Origin of the sequence: Pseudoalteromonas luteoviolacea DSM 6061, assembly GCF_001625655.1 — a bacterium.
Taxonomy (GTDB): Bacteria; Pseudomonadota; Gammaproteobacteria; order Enterobacterales; family Alteromonadaceae; genus Pseudoalteromonas; species Pseudoalteromonas luteoviolacea.
The window spans coordinates 105,862-122,123 of sequence record NZ_AUYB01000100.1; the positions used below are offsets into that span (position 1 = coordinate 105,862).

The 16,262-nt window shown below is 40.8% G+C and carries 15 protein-coding genes; 5 read left to right on the forward strand and 10 right to left on the reverse strand.

Annotation, left to right across the window (positions count from 1 at the left end; all coding sequences use genetic code 11):
• Window positions 1-38 precede the first annotated feature (38 nt).
• Window positions 39-425 carry a cytochrome b562 gene (locus N475_RS10555; protein WP_063356216.1) on the forward strand — a complete coding sequence of 129 codons (387 nt, stop codon included), beginning with the start codon at window positions 39-41 and terminating at the stop codon, window positions 423-425.
• On the opposite strand, the gene N475_RS10560 is transcribed toward N475_RS10555, so the two are convergent.
• Entirely contained in the window at window positions 422-2,254 is a 1,833-nt protein-coding gene (locus N475_RS10560; RefSeq protein WP_063365229.1) for a TonB-dependent receptor, read from the reverse strand. The two genes, N475_RS10555 and N475_RS10560, sit on opposite strands and share 4 nt — an antisense overlap.
• A 240-nt stretch (window positions 2,255-2,494) precedes the next feature.
• Between N475_RS10560 and N475_RS10565 the strand changes: the two genes are divergently transcribed.
• On the forward strand, window positions 2,495-6,535 hold the full coding sequence (locus N475_RS10565) for a rhombosortase-dependent cadherin domain-containing protein (protein ID WP_063365230.1): 4,041 nt from the start codon (window positions 2,495-2,497) through the stop codon (window positions 6,533-6,535).
• 176 nt (window positions 6,536-6,711) lie between these two features.
• Here N475_RS10565 and ykgO read toward each other — a convergent pair whose 3' ends face one another.
• A complete protein-coding gene (ykgO, locus tag N475_RS10570) occupies window positions 6,712-6,852 on the reverse strand; it encodes a type B 50S ribosomal protein L36 (protein WP_063365231.1) in 141 nt (46 codons plus the stop codon).
• A 96-nt stretch (window positions 6,853-6,948) separates the two neighbouring features.
• Window positions 6,949-7,206, reverse strand: a complete 258-nt coding sequence (locus tag N475_RS10575; protein ID WP_063356219.1) for a type B 50S ribosomal protein L31 — start codon at window positions 7,204-7,206, stop codon at window positions 6,949-6,951.
• 192 nt (window positions 7,207-7,398) lie between these two features.
• Between N475_RS10575 and N475_RS10580 the strand changes: the two genes are divergently transcribed.
• The gene (locus tag N475_RS10580; protein WP_063356220.1) at window positions 7,399-7,659 is read left to right on the forward strand and encodes a hypothetical protein; all 261 of its coding nucleotides are present in this window, start codon (window positions 7,399-7,401) and stop codon (window positions 7,657-7,659) included.
• A gap of 129 nt (window positions 7,660-7,788) precedes the next feature.
• Here the strand turns inward: N475_RS10580 and N475_RS10585 are convergent, their stop codons facing one another.
• Window positions 7,789-8,442 (reverse strand): DUF6058 family natural product biosynthesis protein, encoded by a 654-nt coding sequence (locus tag N475_RS10585; protein ID WP_063365232.1) that lies wholly within the window; start codon window positions 8,440-8,442, stop codon window positions 7,789-7,791.
• A 149-nt stretch (window positions 8,443-8,591) separates the two neighbouring features.
• On the opposite strand from N475_RS10585, the gene dapA reads away from it, so the two are divergent.
• Window positions 8,592-9,506 carry a 4-hydroxy-tetrahydrodipicolinate synthase gene (gene dapA, locus N475_RS10590; protein ID WP_063365233.1) on the forward strand — a complete coding sequence of 305 codons (915 nt, stop codon included), beginning with the start codon at window positions 8,592-8,594 and terminating at the stop codon, window positions 9,504-9,506.
• A gap of 56 nt (window positions 9,507-9,562) precedes the next feature.
• Window positions 9,563-10,861, forward strand: coding sequence for a DEAD/DEAH box helicase (locus N475_RS10595; protein ID WP_063356223.1), 1,299 nt, complete (start codon window positions 9,563-9,565; stop codon window positions 10,859-10,861).
• A gap of 93 nt (window positions 10,862-10,954) precedes the next feature.
• On the opposite strand, the gene zapE is transcribed toward N475_RS10595, so the two are convergent.
• The 6 genes from zapE to N475_RS10625 form a co-directional block, all read right to left on the reverse strand.
• Window positions 10,955-12,037: a cell division protein ZapE gene (gene zapE, locus N475_RS10600; RefSeq protein ID WP_063365234.1), complete on the reverse strand. Its 1,083-nt coding sequence runs from the start codon at window positions 12,035-12,037 to the stop codon at window positions 10,955-10,957.
• Window positions 12,038-12,271: 234 nt separating this feature from the next.
• On the reverse strand, window positions 12,272-12,907 hold the full coding sequence (locus tag N475_RS10605; RefSeq protein WP_063356225.1) for a glutathione S-transferase family protein: 636 nt from the start codon (window positions 12,905-12,907) through the stop codon (window positions 12,272-12,274).
• Between the two features lie 310 nt (window positions 12,908-13,217).
• Entirely contained in the window at window positions 13,218-14,825 is a 1,608-nt protein-coding gene (locus tag N475_RS10610; protein ID WP_063356297.1) for an AbgT family transporter, read from the reverse strand.
• A 224-nt stretch (window positions 14,826-15,049) separates the two neighbouring features.
• On the reverse strand, window positions 15,050-15,349 hold the full coding sequence (locus N475_RS10615) for a hypothetical protein (protein WP_063365235.1): 300 nt from the start codon (window positions 15,347-15,349) through the stop codon (window positions 15,050-15,052).
• A complete protein-coding gene (locus N475_RS10620; RefSeq protein ID WP_063365236.1) occupies window positions 15,342-15,605 on the reverse strand; it encodes a DUF3081 domain-containing protein in 264 nt (87 codons plus the stop codon). The genes N475_RS10615 and N475_RS10620 overlap by 8 nt, the downstream gene beginning before the upstream one ends.
• 49 nt (window positions 15,606-15,654) lie before the next feature.
• Window positions 15,655-16,188 carry an isochorismatase family protein gene (locus N475_RS10625; RefSeq protein WP_063365237.1) on the reverse strand — a complete coding sequence of 178 codons (534 nt, stop codon included), beginning with the start codon at window positions 16,186-16,188 and terminating at the stop codon, window positions 15,655-15,657.
• Window positions 16,189-16,262: the final 74 nt, after the last annotated feature.

Consider the following 16,262-nt stretch of genomic DNA (forward strand, 5'->3'; position numbering starts at 1 on the left):
TATTTCTATATACTAGCGCAATCTGCATAGGGGGTGTTATGAAGTTTGTATTTATTACGGCATTTTTGTTGTCTAGTTTTGCCATTGCCAAAGCACAAGATCTTAACCAAGTGATGAAAAAGATGGGCCATGAATATAAGCTGGCTATTAAATCTCAAACACACAATGAAATGTCACGTCATATTGCAGCATTTATCTTATTGGTAGAGCAAGCCAAAGAGCAGAAGTTTACTGATGACAAAGCTCAAGAATCGTTAAAAGGTTTGAACCTTACCCTTGAGTTAGCCAAACAAGCTGCAATCTTGGCAAATGAAAAAGAACTGCATGCCGCTAAATTAAAGCTCAAGGAAGTTGATGAACTACGTATCAAGTATCATAAACTACACGAGCCACCGAGTGTGTGGGAGCTGCTATTTGGGGGCTAATTTTGCCAATCTAGTTGTATTGCAATTTGTCTTTCTTCAACGAAAGGCGCATCTTCGTCCGCAGTCGTTTTGAATTCACTATCTAGCAAATTGGTTATTTTGAAAGTGCCAGCCCAGTGTTTGTTAATCTTCCATTTTGCGTAGGCATTTAGTGTGGTCGAACTTGAGATTTCTTGTTCTGCTGGGCTTACTCTATGTTTTTTAAAACGGTGAGATAGTTCACTTGATAGCTCTATCTCTCTCCAGTAAGTTCGGTGCGACAAGTTGGTTTTTAGTGGTGTAATCCCTTGTATAAATTCACCATTCGATTGCTGACCTGATTGTTTAGCTAGACTCCATGTGAAAGCGTGTTCAGGCATAGGCGTGAAGTCTACAGCGACTTCAAAACCACTTAAACTAACATTATCTAAGTTATTATATGTTCGATCACCATTAGAGAGCTTGGTGCGTTCAATAAAATTGCGTAGTTCGCTTTTATATACATTTAAACGACCTGAAATCACCGAATGTGAATATAAGTAATTGAACTCGAGAGTTTTGCTTGTTTCGGGTTCAAGTGACTCATTGCCAAATGTGTTTCCTCTTGGTGTAACACCATTAAAATAAAGCTCTGTTATAGAAGGGAATCTAAACGCTGTGCTGTAAGAAGCTTTAAACGTGTGATTTTTAGCCTGTCGTTCAATTGCGCCTTGATATGATAAGTGGTTGTCTGTGCGACTGAGGCCGGCGTTTTGTGCTTTAAAATAGTCATATCGTGCGCCGAGGTTTATTTTTAAGTCAGCTAGTTTGATGGCTGCACTGGCATAGGGAGCAACGTTGTGGGTGTTACCGTCAATCAATACTTGATCTGTTTTGATGTGCTCTAGCGAGGTTTCGCTATCCGCTATTTTAATACCGCCTCTGGATATCCAATCGACACCAAATCGCCATGAGCTCGATGATGCATGAGTGCTACTGTAGAGGTTCATGCCATAGGTGTGGGACTGGTAAGCTGTTAAGTTCTCTCTTTTTCCAATTCGTTTTACAAGGCTGTCCCAGTTTTGATAGTGGTGAAACGCTTTTATCAGCCAGCTATCAGAATACAAAGTAGCTTGCATTAAACTGTGGTTGTCCTCTGGGTATATCGCTAATTGAGTTTCAGGGTATTGGAGGCTGCTTTTACCAATGTCACTGCCTAAGGAAGGCAGCCAACTAATATTGTAATCATAGTGGTCAAAAAGGTTTCCTTGATGGTACAGAGAAGCTGCAAATTGTTTGTACTCTGAGTTGAGCGGCAAACCAGATGCCGTTTTTGCATTGTCAGACTGCCTAAAGCTAGCCGCGAATGAATTAGACATGCTGCCATGACCAATCGTCATGCTGGTCGCATTCGTAGGTGCTTGTTGGGTAATACTGAAGGTAAACTCTTCGGGTTTACGTGTTGAAAGGTTAAGAACACCACCAAGCGCGCCTGAACCATGTAGTAGAGAACCTGAACTACGATTGACTTCAATCAATGCAACCAAAGACGGTGGGAGAAAAGAAGCTGAATTACCGGCTCGTCTGTCAGTGATTATTGGAATACCGTCTACAGTAGTTCGAATTCGCCAAGCACTGAGGCCGCGAACACTATAACTTTGAAACAATCCCCCTTGTCCTGTTTTATTCAGGCCAGGGAATCTTTCTAGATAATCAGCAATATTGGTATTTGGAGAGCTATATGCGCTTGGAGGCAGGGATTCGACTGTACGATTAGCAAAAATTTCTTCCTGTAGGAGGTTTTTTCCTGCGTATATTTCAACTACTTCGACATCGTTTGCTGCAACTGCTAATCCCATTAATTCAATCATATATCTCCATAAACATTATTTTCTCCGTGGAATAATTGGTATTTGTTACTACACTTTGCTCGGATACCTATCAAGATATGAAAGATGTTAAATGTGTTCGTGTGAAGATTCAAACAATTTTGACACTTGTAAATGGGTGTGATTTGCAATCTGTGGTTAAGCACTAGTCGTCATATTTATCGTTTATCGTAATGACCCGATAGGTCAGCAAAATTGTTACGAAAAAAAGGGATAGAACCAATGACACTTCTCCACCCAGTCAGTCTAGCTGTGGCGGTAGCCCTCGGCGGTGCTGCATACTTAGCCTACGAAAACCAAGCCCAAGAAACTCCCTACGAGATGAAAGCAGACTTTCTAGCGAAGAAAGCCGCGAGCAAGACACAGGCACCAAAAAGATATGACAAACCAAAAGAGGCTCATGAGTTTTATGTACAGCAAAGGCTGCCAATTGGCGCTTCTACTTTGCCGACTGAAAAGTACTCAGCTGCGTTAGCACAAATTAAAAGTATGCCACACTACTCTTTGGCAGAGAACACCGTGTTGTTTGACTATCAGCCCCAGCTAAATGCACCTGATGGACAAAATCAAGAACTTGGAGACTGGCAAGAACTCGGCCCAGGTAATATAGGTGGACGAACAAGAACATTGATCATTCATCCTACAAATCATGATGTGATGTATACAGCAGGGGTTGCTGGTGGCGTTTGGAAAACAACGGATGCAGGGGCTTCTTGGACACCACTGAGCGATCTTGCTACTAATTTAGCCGTGACAACTTTGACTTTCGACCCTAATAATGCCGATATTATTTATGCAGGCACAGGGGAAGGCTTTTTCAATTTTGATGCGCTCAGAGGGGATGGTATTTTTAAATCTTCTGATGCCGGCATGACTTGGGAGCAAATCCCTAGTACCGCAAGCAACAGCGATTTCCAGTACACGAATAAAATAGCGTTTAGCAAAAATGATGCAAATACAATATATGCGGCAACCCAGACAGGTATCCAGAAATCAATAGACAGTGGTGTCACTTGGAGTAATGTTTTTGTACCACAAGGCGCTTCGGTAGGCTGTACAGATTTAACAGTTTTGAGCGAGTCGAATGTGGATGTGCTGCTGACAGCATGTGGCTCCTTTAACACAGGTGGAGTGCATCGCAGTACAGACGCAGGTGTAAACTGGTCTCAAGTAATTGCAGGAGCGACTCAAGGACGCACGACGATTGCAGTTGCACCGTCAGACAACAATATTATTTATGCTTTGGCTGCGAACAGAAACTCTCATGCTATGGATGCAGTTTACAAATCTACTGATATGGGCGCAACTTGGAATACAACGGTAACTCAGGATACTGCTGACTCGTTTACAAAGCTACTTCTAAGTAATACGGTGTTTGGATTATTCGACCAATGTTTTGGTGGCACTGCACAGTTCTTTAACCAAGGCTGGTATGACAACATTATCGCGGTAGACCCCGTAAACCCTGATGTGGTTTGGACTGGGGGGATTGACGTTTTCCGTTCAGACGATGGCGGGCAATCATTTGTACCAACTAGTGTTTGGTGGTTTAACCCAACTGATCCACAGTATGCGCACGCAGATCAACACGAGATCGTTTTTCACCCAGAATACAATGGCACAACTAACACGACAATGTTTGTGGGAAATGATGGTGGTATCCAAAGAACAGATAATGCTTTGTCTGGTCGTCTAACACTTGATGAAGTATGTGGTAACGTGGCTGCCGACCCAGCTCAAAGAGTCAGTTGGTCAACCTTAAATAATGGGTATGCAGTAACACAATTCTATCATGGAACCGTTAAACCAGATGGAACAAGCTATTTTGGCGGTACGCAGGATAATGGCACATTGTCAGGTGTAGATGGAGGCTTCAATAGCTGGATCGAAATATTGGGTGGTGATGGTGGTTGGACAGCCATTGATCCGACCAACCCCAACATTATGTTTGCTGAAAATACTGGCCTTTCAATCCAAAAGTCCACAGATGGTGGGCAGAGTTTTAACAGTGCTACAACGGGTATTTCGGGTGATAATGGGTTCCCATTTATTACGCGATTTGAGATGGCGCCTTCCAATCCTCAAGTATTGTGGATTGGGGGGAGTCAATTGTGGCGCACAAGTAACCAAGCGGAAAGTTGGTCTGCGGCATCAGGAGCATTGAATGGGTCTGTTTATTCAATAGGTATTGCTCCCAATACCGAAAGCGCCGTTGCAGCAGGTACTAATGGCGGTACGATTTATGTTTCCTATACTGCTGATCAAGCTACCGCACAAACACAGTGGGTAGAAGCAACACCAGTGGCAGGCGCAACTGTTAGTTCGATTGCATTTGACCCCAAGGATAATCAGGTAATATACGCAACGCTTTCAAATTTTGATGTTACGCACGTATGGAAAACCACTGATGGAGGTCAGAACTGGCTGGCAATGGATAATGGGTTGCCAAACGTCCCAGCAATGACTATTGCTGTGGACCCTGAAAATACACAAAGATTATTTGTAGGTACTGATTTAGGTGTATTTGTTTCCATTGATGGCGGCATGAACTGGATGGCAGACGGCTCTGGTTTGGCTAACACAAATATTGCCAAGTTAGTCATTAAAGATTCTGAGTTGTTTGCATTTACACACGGTCGCAGTACTTATAAAGTTGCAATTAAAACAGAGTCAGATAGAACATTAGAAACACCTGAAGATATGCCACTAATGCTTGGTGATGTGCTAGTCAATGAATTTGGCCAGCCTTATGCCTCGGTTGAAATTGTAAATACCTCTGAAAATGGCATGCTTTTATCTGGTGAGCAAGTGTTAGAAGCAGGTGACCAGGTAATGCAGGCCGACTTTGCAAATGTGAGTTACAAACCAAATGACGATTTCTTTGGTGATGATGCATTCACATTTAAAGGCACTGTGGCAGAGTCCATACCAAATAACGACGCAGAGCCAAATCAGCATACGATTAGCATCAAAGTTAACTCGGTTAATGATGCGCCAGTTATAGAGCAAATAGAAAATATCAATTTGTATATCGATGAGTTAGTTGAAATAGACTTCAATGAGCATGTTGAAGATGTCGATAATGAAGACTTAATGATAACGCTTGAACCATCTGTACCTGGTATGTCGTTTATAGATGGTGTGCTATCTGGTCGACCGTTTACTGAATTTACCAGACAAATGACGTTAATGGTCAGTGACGGTGAGCTGGAGACTACGCAGTCATTCAGGTTAGATATTTCGGAGCCACCAAAACGTGCTCCAATGATTGAAGCAGACCAGTTATTTGAGGTACAAGAAAATAATGATCCAAATACTTCGATAGGAATGCTCCAATTTAGCGATCCAGACCCTGAGGTGTCGCCCGTTGAAGCCTTTATGATTTTGGACGAAGTGCCGTTCATGATTGATGAAACAGGTGAGGTTTTCGCTACAGAAGCATTGGATTATGAAATGCAAAGTGAGTATAGCTTCTTTGTACGTGCAGTGGACACGCTAGGTAATCACTCTGACTATACGGAAGTGAAAGTATCTGTAACCAACGATAGTGCAGATGATGATGCTACTGGACCTGTAATCGATGAAGGGCAGATGTTTGAAGTTATGGAAAACTCGGCAATTGGTACAGTGATTGGTATGCTTGAATTTGACAATGCCGACGATACATCTATTGCATCCTTTGAAGTCTTAGGCAATGTGCCATTTGAAATTAATACCAGTGGTGGTGTTACCGTTTCAGATGAAATTGATTTCGAGACAAATGAGTACTTTGAGTTTGCTGTAAAAGCGATTGATAGTAAAGGCAATGAGTCCGAATATACCAAAGTCAAAGTTACGGTAATCGATGATCCTAATGACTCTGGTAGTGATAATAACCCAGTGATCCCAGCAGGGCAGGTATTTGAAATAAGAGAAAACGCTGCATTGGGCACCATCGTTGGTCGTCTTGAGTTCTCAGATCCTGACCCACAAACATCGCCTGTAAAGGAGTTCTTTGTAATTGGCAATGCACCATTTACCGTGGAAGACAATGGTGACATCGTCGTACAAGGAAATCTTGATTTTGAGTTCCAAAGTGTGATTAAGTTTGGCGTCAGAGCACAGGATACTTCAGGTAATACTTCAGAGTATACCGAGGTAACGGTGAACCTGATTGACGTAAGAGGCAATGATGATGATGACAACGACGGAGACTCTGGTTCATTTGGGCTCTTTGCATTGTTGAGCTTACCGTTGGCATTACTGAGAAGACGTAAGCGTTAATTAGATAGTTTGAAAAGCGGCGTCAGCCGCTTTTTTTTATAGGCTATTAATTTTGATTTGAAAAGCAAAATATTGAATATAAGCGCTTTTTGATGAAAGGATTGTTGGAGGGTTGGGAAGGAGTCTAAAGCACTTTGAGAGCAAAGTGCTCGTTTAGCTATTTACTGAATCGCAAATTAGCGTTTTTTCTTTTTGTTGCCCTGAACAGCTTTAAATCTAGGGTTTGTTTTACAAATAACGTAAACCTTACCACGGCGTTTTACAACTTGGCATCCAGGTCTGCTTTTTGCGCTTTTTAATGAACTTAAAACTTTCAATTTATGCTCCTTTACTTGTGTTATAAATTTTAGGCGGCTACTAGCGTCTTGACATCGTCAATTGTGTCAGACGATGTCAAAGCACTGCTTAAAATATTACTTCGATGTTGAACCAATATTTTTAAAGCGGCGGTTGAATTTAGCAACGCGGCCATCGCTAGCAACAATCTTCTGCTTACCAGTGTAGAACGGGTGTGAAGCACTAGATACATCGATAGGAACGTAAGGGTATTCTTGACCATCGATCTCAACAGTTCTGTCAGATTTGATAGTTGAGCCAACGATGAAGTATTTGTCTACTGCCGTGTCATGAAATGCAACAGCTTGGTAATCCGGGTGGATATTTGCTTTCATATTAAATTAAAACCTTATGAAATGTGATAACGTCACAAATACTATTCTATTTGAGAATAGTTTTCAATTAATTCTAATAAATATTTTTTTTAGTTATTTTGATTACTGATTGTACTAATTAGCAAATTGTTACTGGATCTTCAATATCAGGCTGTTATAACTAGAAGCTAGATCGAGAAAGAGGATAACGCCGTGACTGAAGAAGCACAACAATTAGACAATGGTGTCATTGCGGAATTGCAAAATAAGGATCATTCATCTTTAGCCCAACAACTAAACGGGTTAACTTGCGATCACAGTGACATTGTAGAATTACTTGCACAATACTTAGTATTAAGCGAACAAGACGACGACCAAAAATTTGATGATTGGTATGATGGTCTATGTGAGGATCAACAACTTGTCCTTAAAGGTTTTGAAATAATTCGCGCTCACTACGAAAATACCAATTAAACGACTTTTATTTTTATTTGCGTCGTATATGTTAAAAATATAAAGCCACTTTGTTAGAATAAAGTGGCTTTATATTATGCTATGCAGTGTAGATTTTTATTAGCAGGTGTGTTGTAGCATCCACTATTGTCAACATATAGACAAATCGTACTTTTGCATCAAACTGTCGATATATTTCTCGCGCAATGATGCGCTGCGTTCATGGGTTGCGTGATGACTTAACGCGCGATTGAGAAGCTTAATTGCATCGTGTAATTGACCCCTTTGATCAATTGCAATGGAAGGGATTGTTCTGTCTTCCGTAATTGAGTCGACGATCGCTCTGCCAAGATCGATATATACTACTTCTTCAATTAGTCCATTTTGGCTAATTACCCCATATTTACTACAAAGAAACTGCTGCCAAACTTGCTGTATATGTTCTGGTAGATCATCTAAAAACCTATCATCTTGGGAACAGATCCCTTTTTGCGCGCATGATTGCAGCGTTGTCACATATTTCTGTTGGAATAACTCATATGCATGACTTGATTGTGTAACTGCATGTTTAACTAGGGTTTGTCCCCACTCAATGAGTCCTCGAGGGTAGTAATCGGTAATTTCAAGGCACTCATATAACCCGAGATAAGAACTACACTTAATTTGATTTTCAATGTTATAGCTTGCGTTAGGGAATAGGCTATTGTCTTGCCATAACTGCAACTGAGTTGAGTCAATTTTTAAAAAGCTACACAACTCTTGTGTGTCATAAAAGTTAGTTTTTAGGTATTCAGAGAGTCTCATAATGAATACTGGTTAAATATACAGTGTTTTGATTTTGTATTAAATCTCGCCATTAAGCAAGAAAATTCGCAAATCTTTATTTTTACACTCGGCATACAGTGCCAATTGTGTTACAACATATCGTATATTCACAACCAGTTAGAATTTGCATGCGAAGTATACAAACCATAAAAAAAGCCAGCTTAATTACAGCTATTAAAACGCCATATAAAATGAATGGTGAGATCGATTTAGTGGCCTATGACGCTCTAGTTGAAGCGCAAATTGATGCTGGTGTCGATGGCATTATTGTTGGTGGAACAACTGGTGAAGGTCAGTTGATGAATTGGGAAGAGCATTTAATGTTAATTGCTCACAGTGTGAACAAGTTTTCGGATCGACTTATTATCGTTGGTAATACCGGCAGCAACAATACACGCGAAGCTGTGAAAGCAACAGAGTATGGTTTTGCATCAGGAATGGATGCTGCACTTCAAATCAACCCATACTATGGCCGAACTTCGAATGAAGGTGTGATTGAGCACTTTAAGCGCGTATTAGAAATTGGCCCAGCGTTCATTTACAACGTCCCCGGTCGCACTGGCCAAGACTTAACGCCGGATATTATTGAGCCTTTATCAAAGAGTAAGCACTTCATTGGTGTTAAGGAATGTGCAGGTAACGACAGAATAGCGCATTATGAGTCTCAGGGGATTGCCTGCTGGTCAGGTAATGATGACGAAGCTCATGACGGTCGCCACTTATACCAGTCCCATGGCGTGATCTCAGTTACATCTAATTTGGTGCCGAAACTATTCAGGCAGCTAATGGATGAAAGAAACGACGGGCTTAATAAAGAACTTGCGCCAATGGTTAATTGGCTTTTCTGTGAACCCAACCCAATTGCAATTAACACCGCTTTGATTATGACAGGGGCTGTTAGTCCAGTATTTAGGCTGCCGTATGTGCCTTTGAACAAAGAACAGCAATTGCAGGGGCAAAGTTTGATAAATGCGATTGATGAGCAATACATCGTTGGCGGAAAAGCAAATTTAGTGGATGAAACGCTACTTAAGCTTTGTTAATGCTAATTAATGACGTATAATCTGCGACCCTCATTATTGGTCGCAGGTTTGTTGTTATGAATTTTAAATCGTTTAGTTTCCCAGAGCCTTTATTAGAAGCCTTAGATGAAATGGGCTTTAAAGAGCTTACTCCTATACAGCAGGCGGCCATTCCTGTAGTTAGGAAAGGGCATGACGTACTAGCAACAGCACAAACTGGTACGGGTAAAACAGCAGCATTCGCGCTGCCTGTGATCCATAATCTGTTAAAAGGAACTTCTTCCGCTTCCCCTCGTGCACTTATTTTAGCGCCGACACGCGAACTTGCTGAGCAAATCGCAACTAACTGTGAGTCTTTTGCTAAGCATACTTCACTTCGTGTTGTAGCTGTTTTTGGTGGAGTTAATGTTGAAGGGCAGTCACAGCGTTTAGCTAAAGGCGCGGATATTGTGGTGGCTACACCAGGACGCTTACTCGATTTAGTGCGTTTAGGAAGTGTAGACTTGTCAAATATTGAGCATCTAGTCTTGGACGAAGCAGATCGTATGCTCGATATGGGATTCATTGACGAAATGCGCAGAGTGATTGGATTAGCGCGTGAAGATAAGCAACTATTGTTATTCTCTGCTACATTCCCATCAGAAGTTAAACAATTCGCCAAGCAAGTTTTAAAAGATCCTAAACTAGTACAAACTGCGCCTGAGAATACGACCGCTGAAACTGTTCGTCATGTTGTTTACCCTGTAGAGCAACAGCGAAAGAAAGAGCTTCTATCTGAGCTAATAGGTAAGAAAAATTGGCAACAGGTGCTGGTATTCGTGAATATGAAAGACGACGCGGATACGATTGTTAAAGAGCTTGAGTTAGATGGAATTGCCGCGACTGTATGTCACGGTGACAAAAAGCAGGGCGCAAGACGAAGAGCTCTTAAAGAGTTTAAAGAGGGCAAAGTTCGAGTTCTTGTGGCAACAGAAGTCGCTGCTCGAGGTATTGATATTGAAGGTTTGCCTCGTGTAGTTAATTACGACTTACCTTATCTTGCTGAGGACTATGTACATAGAATTGGTCGCACAGGCCGTGCAGGTAACAGTGGTCAGGCGATTTCTTTTGTGAGCCGTGAGGAAGAGCAGTTTTTATTGCATATTGAGACGTTGATTGGTCAAAAGATTAAACGTTATTACCTGCCAGGTTACGAAGTAGCTAATCGTGACAACTTAATTGAGAACTTGAGCAAAAAGCCAAGTCACCAAAGAAGAAAAGTGCGTACAAATAGACCTAGCAACCAAGCGAGTGGTGAAGCTAGAGCGAAAAATCGAAGTAAAATCAGCTCAGTAAGAAGCAGGTTAAAAGGCGTTAAGCTAAAATTAGACAAGTAAAGCGCAAGATTTTATTTGTAATCAGCAAAGGCGAATTATGTTCGCCTTTTCTATTTTCAGGTTAACTAAATAGGTAGTCGATAAATAACTATATCATTGCGGTAGTGGCCATGACTGCATTTCAACTAATCTACTCTTTGTTCGTTCAAATTCAAAAGCCAATTGTTCGCCAATATAGAGTGATTGCAATTCAACATCTGCAGACACGATTACTAATTTTTTTCTGTCGTAAAATTCATCAACTAAAGCAATAAAGCGCCTAGCTTCATCATCCAGTGTACGTGGTGTATAACTGTGCTTTGATCGAATGTAGCCTTCTTCAATTCCTTGCACATTATTATTTGCGGCTGCGGATGTACCCATTTGTTTTACTGACCCTACAAAAATTGCGTCGTATTGATTTGCAAGCTCCATGTAGTCAGCAGTAGCTCTAGGAGATGAGCATAAGGCCATAAAATCAGCTAAAATTGATGACTCAGAAGTACCTTCTATGGAGATGGGTCTACCCAAAATCTCTACCTTGCTTGTTTTCAAGGTACCCAAAACACTTGAAAATAGGGTATGGAATTTCGCTCGATCATTTACAATGTAGTAGTTGCTGACGAACCCATGCCTAAAGCGATGATCAAATTTTCCGCAAATATTGATAATCTCACACTGCTCTAAAATTAAACTGATGGTGGGCTCAAATCGGCATCGTTGCAATCCGTTTTTGTATAACTCATTGGGGTGTGAATTTGAGGTAGTCACAAAAATAATACCCGATTTTACAAACGCTTCCAAAAGCCCGGAGAGTATCATTGCATCGCCGATATCTTTAACAAAGAACTCGTCAAAACATAACACTTTAGTGCTTTTAGCCCATTGGATCGCGAGTTTTTGCAATGGGTTTTTTTCTCCTTGAATTGCTCGCAATTGTTGATGGATTTGTGACATAAAATGATGAAAGTGCAGCCGTTGTTTTTTCTCAGAGTGAATTGATTCAAAAAACAAATCCATTAAATACGATTTTCCGCGACCTACTGGTCCATATAGATATATACCTTTTGTCCCTTGATTGTTATTGATTTGATGTAGTAGGGCATCTAGAGCCGATATTGCAGCGTACTGTGCTTGATCACGGGTTAAAACTCCCTCATGCACAAGCTGATCATAACAAGATTGAATAATGGACATTTAAATAGGCTAAAAATTTACAATTATGAATATATTAACGTGAAGAGAAAGCATTATGAAGGTGTAATAATCGCTTTTATTTGACCCAAAAACTTACATGTTTTTTGGGTTGTTACGAATGGAATGGCTACTAATAACTCAATTGTTAGATTATGTAAAATTGCCTGAAAACTGCAGAAACTATATATACAACACGTTAAATATGGCGGTAAGAATAAACCGCCATATGTACTTTTATTTATATGGGCTTAAATCAGTGAGTTCTGCCTCACATACTTTTTTGATCACAGGGTGTTTGGCTAAAGAACGCAGATAATTGGCTAAATGTTCAAATTGCAGAGGTGGTTTGTTCAACTCGTCAGCCCAAATACAGAGCATAAACAAGTAACAATCACATACTGTAAATTGGTCGTTTACCACATAATGCTTACCCGCAAGGTGTCTGTTAATGATTTCAAACATACTCACTAGTCTGCTTTGCTGTGTTTTTACAATATCATCGTACATCAAAGCGCTTTGGGTATGCCTTTCCGGATAAGAGTAAATCATTAATTCAGCTTGTACCGTAGTAGTGAAATACATAAGCCATTGGTAAAACTCACCTTTTTTCTCTGGCTCTGATGGGATCAACTGAGATTCAGGGTGCTTTTCAGCAAGATATAAGCATATGGCGCCACTTTCAAATAAAACAAACTCTTCATCAACCAGAGTAGGGATCCGTCCTGTTGGGTTGAGTGTTAGATATTGAGCCGATTTGTGTGCTTGTTTTTTTCTATCTACGAGCTCTAATTGGTATGGGACTTTTAGCGCTTCTAAAACAAAATGTGGGGCGAGACTGGCATTGCGAGGATAATAAAACAAAGTGTACATAGCTGGCCTTATCGTCAAATTTTTATTGGCTGGAAAGCTCCTTTTTTGGTAATTCCATAAGCACTTTAGGACAGCATTTGGATAATAACAAATAAAATGCTGTATTTTTATTCAAAAATTTATATCCATCAAAGGCTGTTTACATTATTAACCAATACTTTTTCTACAGTTAAAGGTTTTACCTTTACTAGGAATTTTTTAAATAAAGAAAGGGTGAGAAGGTTTTCTTAGAGGTAGTATTTGATATTTAAAAGCTAGATTTTCAAGAGCATTATGTGTCTTACACACATAATGCTCTTATTATCAGTGACTACGGTGTGTAGTAAATCGGTGAATTTGGACCAACCGGTAAGCCAAAACCAAATACCCAAATATAGAATAGAGCAACCCAGCCAACAAAGAAGAACATACTGTAAGGTAGCATGGTCGCAACGAGAGTACCGATACCCATGTCTTTTTTGTACTTGGTGGCTACTGCCAATATCAGGCCAAAGTAACTCATCATAGGTGTGATAAGGTTGGTTACAGAGTCACCAATACGATACGCAGCTTGAATTGTCTCTGGCGCATAGCCAACAAGCATGAGCATTGGTACGAAGATAGGTGCTGTAACAGCCCATTGTGCAGATGAAGATCCCAAGCTGAGGTTAACCAATGCACACATTAGAATGAACAAAACAAAAACTTCAGGGCCAGTCAGGTTTAGTGCCTGCAATAACGCTGCACCGTTAATTGCTAGGATTGTACCTAAATTGGTCCATTTGAAGAAAGCCACAAACTGCGCAGCGAAAAATACGAGCACGATATACATGCCCATTGAGCTCATGCTCTTACTCATCGCGTCAATGACATCACGGTCATTTTTCATGGTTCCAACCACACGGCCATATACAAAACCAGGGATGGCGAACGTGACGAAAATGAATACTACGATGCCTTTTAAGAATGGAGAGCCAGCAACCGCACCAGTTTCAGGGTGACGTAAGATACCGTCTTCTGGCACGATAGTCAGTGCTAATAGTGCAGATACAACAAGTAGAGAAACACCAGCCCATTTCAAGCCTGATTTTTCTTTTTCACTCAAGTGCTCAATATTATTTTCAGATAAATCTATACTCGCTTCGCTTGGGTCATACTTGCCAAGTCTAGGTTCAACAATTTTTTCAGTTACTAATGTACCAACGATGGCAATCAAGAATACTGAAATCATCATGAAGTACCAGTTAGCCTCAGGACCAACTTGGTAGGTAGGATCAATCATCTGTGCTGCAGGTGTCGTGATACCAGCTAGCAGTGGATCAATTGTGCCAAGCAGTAGGTTAGCACTGTAACCACCAGACACACCGGCAAAAGCAGCGGCCAAACCAGCTAGAGGGTGTCTTCCTAAACTATGGAAAATCATCGCTGCAAGCGGAATAAGAACGACATATCCAAGCTCTGATGCTGTATTTGATAAAATAGCAGCGAATACAACCATAAAGGTTACAAGACGTTTCGAAGCACCCATTACCATGCCGCGCATCGCAGCAGACAGCATGCCGGAATGTTCGGCGACACTCACCCCTAACAACGCAACTAAAACAGTTCCAAGTGGAGCAAACCCAGTGAAGTTTGTTACTAAACCAGTAACAATTCTTTGTAGGCCTTCGGCGCTCATCAAACTGACAACTTCGATAACACCATCTGCGTCACGACCTTTCGCGCCTTCAGGACGAGGATCGATGGCACTGAGTCCCATCCAATCAGCGATACCACTGAACAGTACGATTGCAATACAGAACATCGCAAAAAGAGTGATAGGGTGAGGAAGCATATTCCCTAAAAATTCAACTGTCGCTAAAAAGCGATTAAATAAACCACTTTGTTGCTCAGGAGATTGTGAGTCTTGCTTAGCTTTAGTCTCTACTGCATTCGACATAGCAAATTTTCTCGGTTCCAAAAAATGCGGCATACCATATCACTTTTTCGTTCAGTGGTCATTTATTAAAGTTAACTAGAAGTGAAAATGAGATAAAATTACAAGTAATGGTGACGAAGGGAATACCGAGAGGAAATCCTACCATGGCACAGATACAGTCATTGATGATTAAATGAACTATTTATTTTTAATCATTTTTGTAGTTTAAAGTATTCCTTTTTTGGTTAAGTGTTTACGCCTTTGAAAAGGAGTGGGTATTTCCTTAGTCTTGTTCCAATATAATCGTCTGACATTATTTGTTTACAGATCCGGTCAATGTCATCATCTACAGCAAGCACCCATTGCATGTGCTCGACGGCTCGCTGAAAACCCTTTTTTAAAAAGCGCTGTTTCTGGTAATAGTCACAGTTACTTTTGATCACTGAGATTTTATGTGGCTCAGATCTTAGTGTTAGCACGACTTGCTCTAGGTATTGTGTTGAAGTGTCCCTAAGCCGCCGTGGGCGGTTACGTCGTTCAATCATCAATGGACTCTGCTATATATTTGAGCTTTTTCACAAAGTCTTGTTTTTGCGATTCCTTGTCGTATTCAAAGTGATACGTGTTGTGAAATCCAAATCTTAAGAAAACCCCACTTCCTTTGAGATAAATGGTATACCCATCGGGATCAGAAAAAGCCGTAATGCCCTCAAGTTGTTTGCCCAAGTCGTAGTCTTGACCGTTCTGGCGGATGTGCTCATACACTTTTAATACGAGGTTAGTACTTAATTCATTCTTCATAACATAATCATATTTTTACAATCATATTCACTGATACTGGTGAATAGGTTTACTGGATCAGTTTTGATACCTGTTTGAACTGCGGGTGCGTTGCGTCTTTTAGCGCTTCAAACAAAAAAGTTTCTAGACACATCACCTTTGCGCCATCATACCTTAACTGCTCCAATGCCCAGATTTTATGTTGCCGATCTCTCGAGCAAACACCATCTGCTAAAACATAAACCTGCTGCCCGCATTTGAGTAGGTCTTGTACAGTTTGATAAACACAAATGTGTGCTTCCAACCCTACAATTACCTTTATACTCTTCGGACTAAGGCTTTTGGCTGATTGTGTCATGGCTGCCATTGCACTAAACGCAGTTTTTTCAATAACCGGAGGAGAAAACGCCATAAGACGGCTGTCTGTATGCCCAAGTCCTTTGGGGTATTGCTCAAAGGCAAGTATTGGTATTTCTAACATACGAGCGGCGCTTAGCAGCTTTTGCGATACTTCTATGACTGATTCATATTGGTCAATATGTGGCTGGAAGTTTTGCTGAATATCAACAATAAGTATTTCATACTGGTGTGTATCCGAGTGCATTGAGTAATCCTTTTGTTACGAGTAAAGTTAATTTAAACTCACTGGGTGTTATTACTTTTAAGTCGTTTAGTCAG

Coding starts and splice junctions, on each gene's coding strand:
- zapE (WP_063365234.1), bottom strand. CDS start 12,037: ATGTCCATTATTCAATCTTGTTATGATCAGCTTGTGCATGAGGGAGTT.
- N475_RS10575 (WP_063356219.1), bottom strand. CDS start 7,206: ATGAAAGCAAATATCCACCCGGATTACCAAGCTGTTGCATTTCATGAC.
- N475_RS10565 (WP_063365230.1), top strand. CDS start 2,495: ATGACACTTCTCCACCCAGTCAGTCTAGCTGTGGCGGTAGCCCTCGGC.
- N475_RS10615 (WP_063365235.1), bottom strand. CDS start 15,349: ATGATTGAACGACGTAACCGCCCACGGCGGCTTAGGGACACTTCAACA.
- N475_RS10595 (WP_063356223.1), top strand. CDS start 9,563: ATGAATTTTAAATCGTTTAGTTTCCCAGAGCCTTTATTAGAAGCCTTA.
- N475_RS10605 (WP_063356225.1), bottom strand. CDS start 12,907: ATGTACACTTTGTTTTATTATCCTCGCAATGCCAGTCTCGCCCCACAT.
- N475_RS10625 (WP_063365237.1), bottom strand. CDS start 16,188: ATGCACTCGGATACACACCAGTATGAAATACTTATTGTTGATATTCAG.
- dapA (WP_063365233.1), top strand. CDS start 8,592: ATGCGAAGTATACAAACCATAAAAAAAGCCAGCTTAATTACAGCTATT.
- N475_RS10620 (WP_063365236.1), bottom strand. CDS start 15,605: ATGAAGAATGAATTAAGTACTAACCTCGTATTAAAAGTGTATGAGCAC.
- N475_RS10555 (WP_063356216.1), top strand. CDS start 39: ATGAAGTTTGTATTTATTACGGCATTTTTGTTGTCTAGTTTTGCCATT.
- N475_RS10610 (WP_063356297.1), bottom strand. CDS start 14,825: ATGTCGAATGCAGTAGAGACTAAAGCTAAGCAAGACTCACAATCTCCT.
- N475_RS10560 (WP_063365229.1), bottom strand. CDS start 2,254: ATGATTGAATTAATGGGATTAGCAGTTGCAGCAAACGATGTCGAAGTA.
- N475_RS10585 (WP_063365232.1), bottom strand. CDS start 8,442: ATGAGACTCTCTGAATACCTAAAAACTAACTTTTATGACACACAAGAG.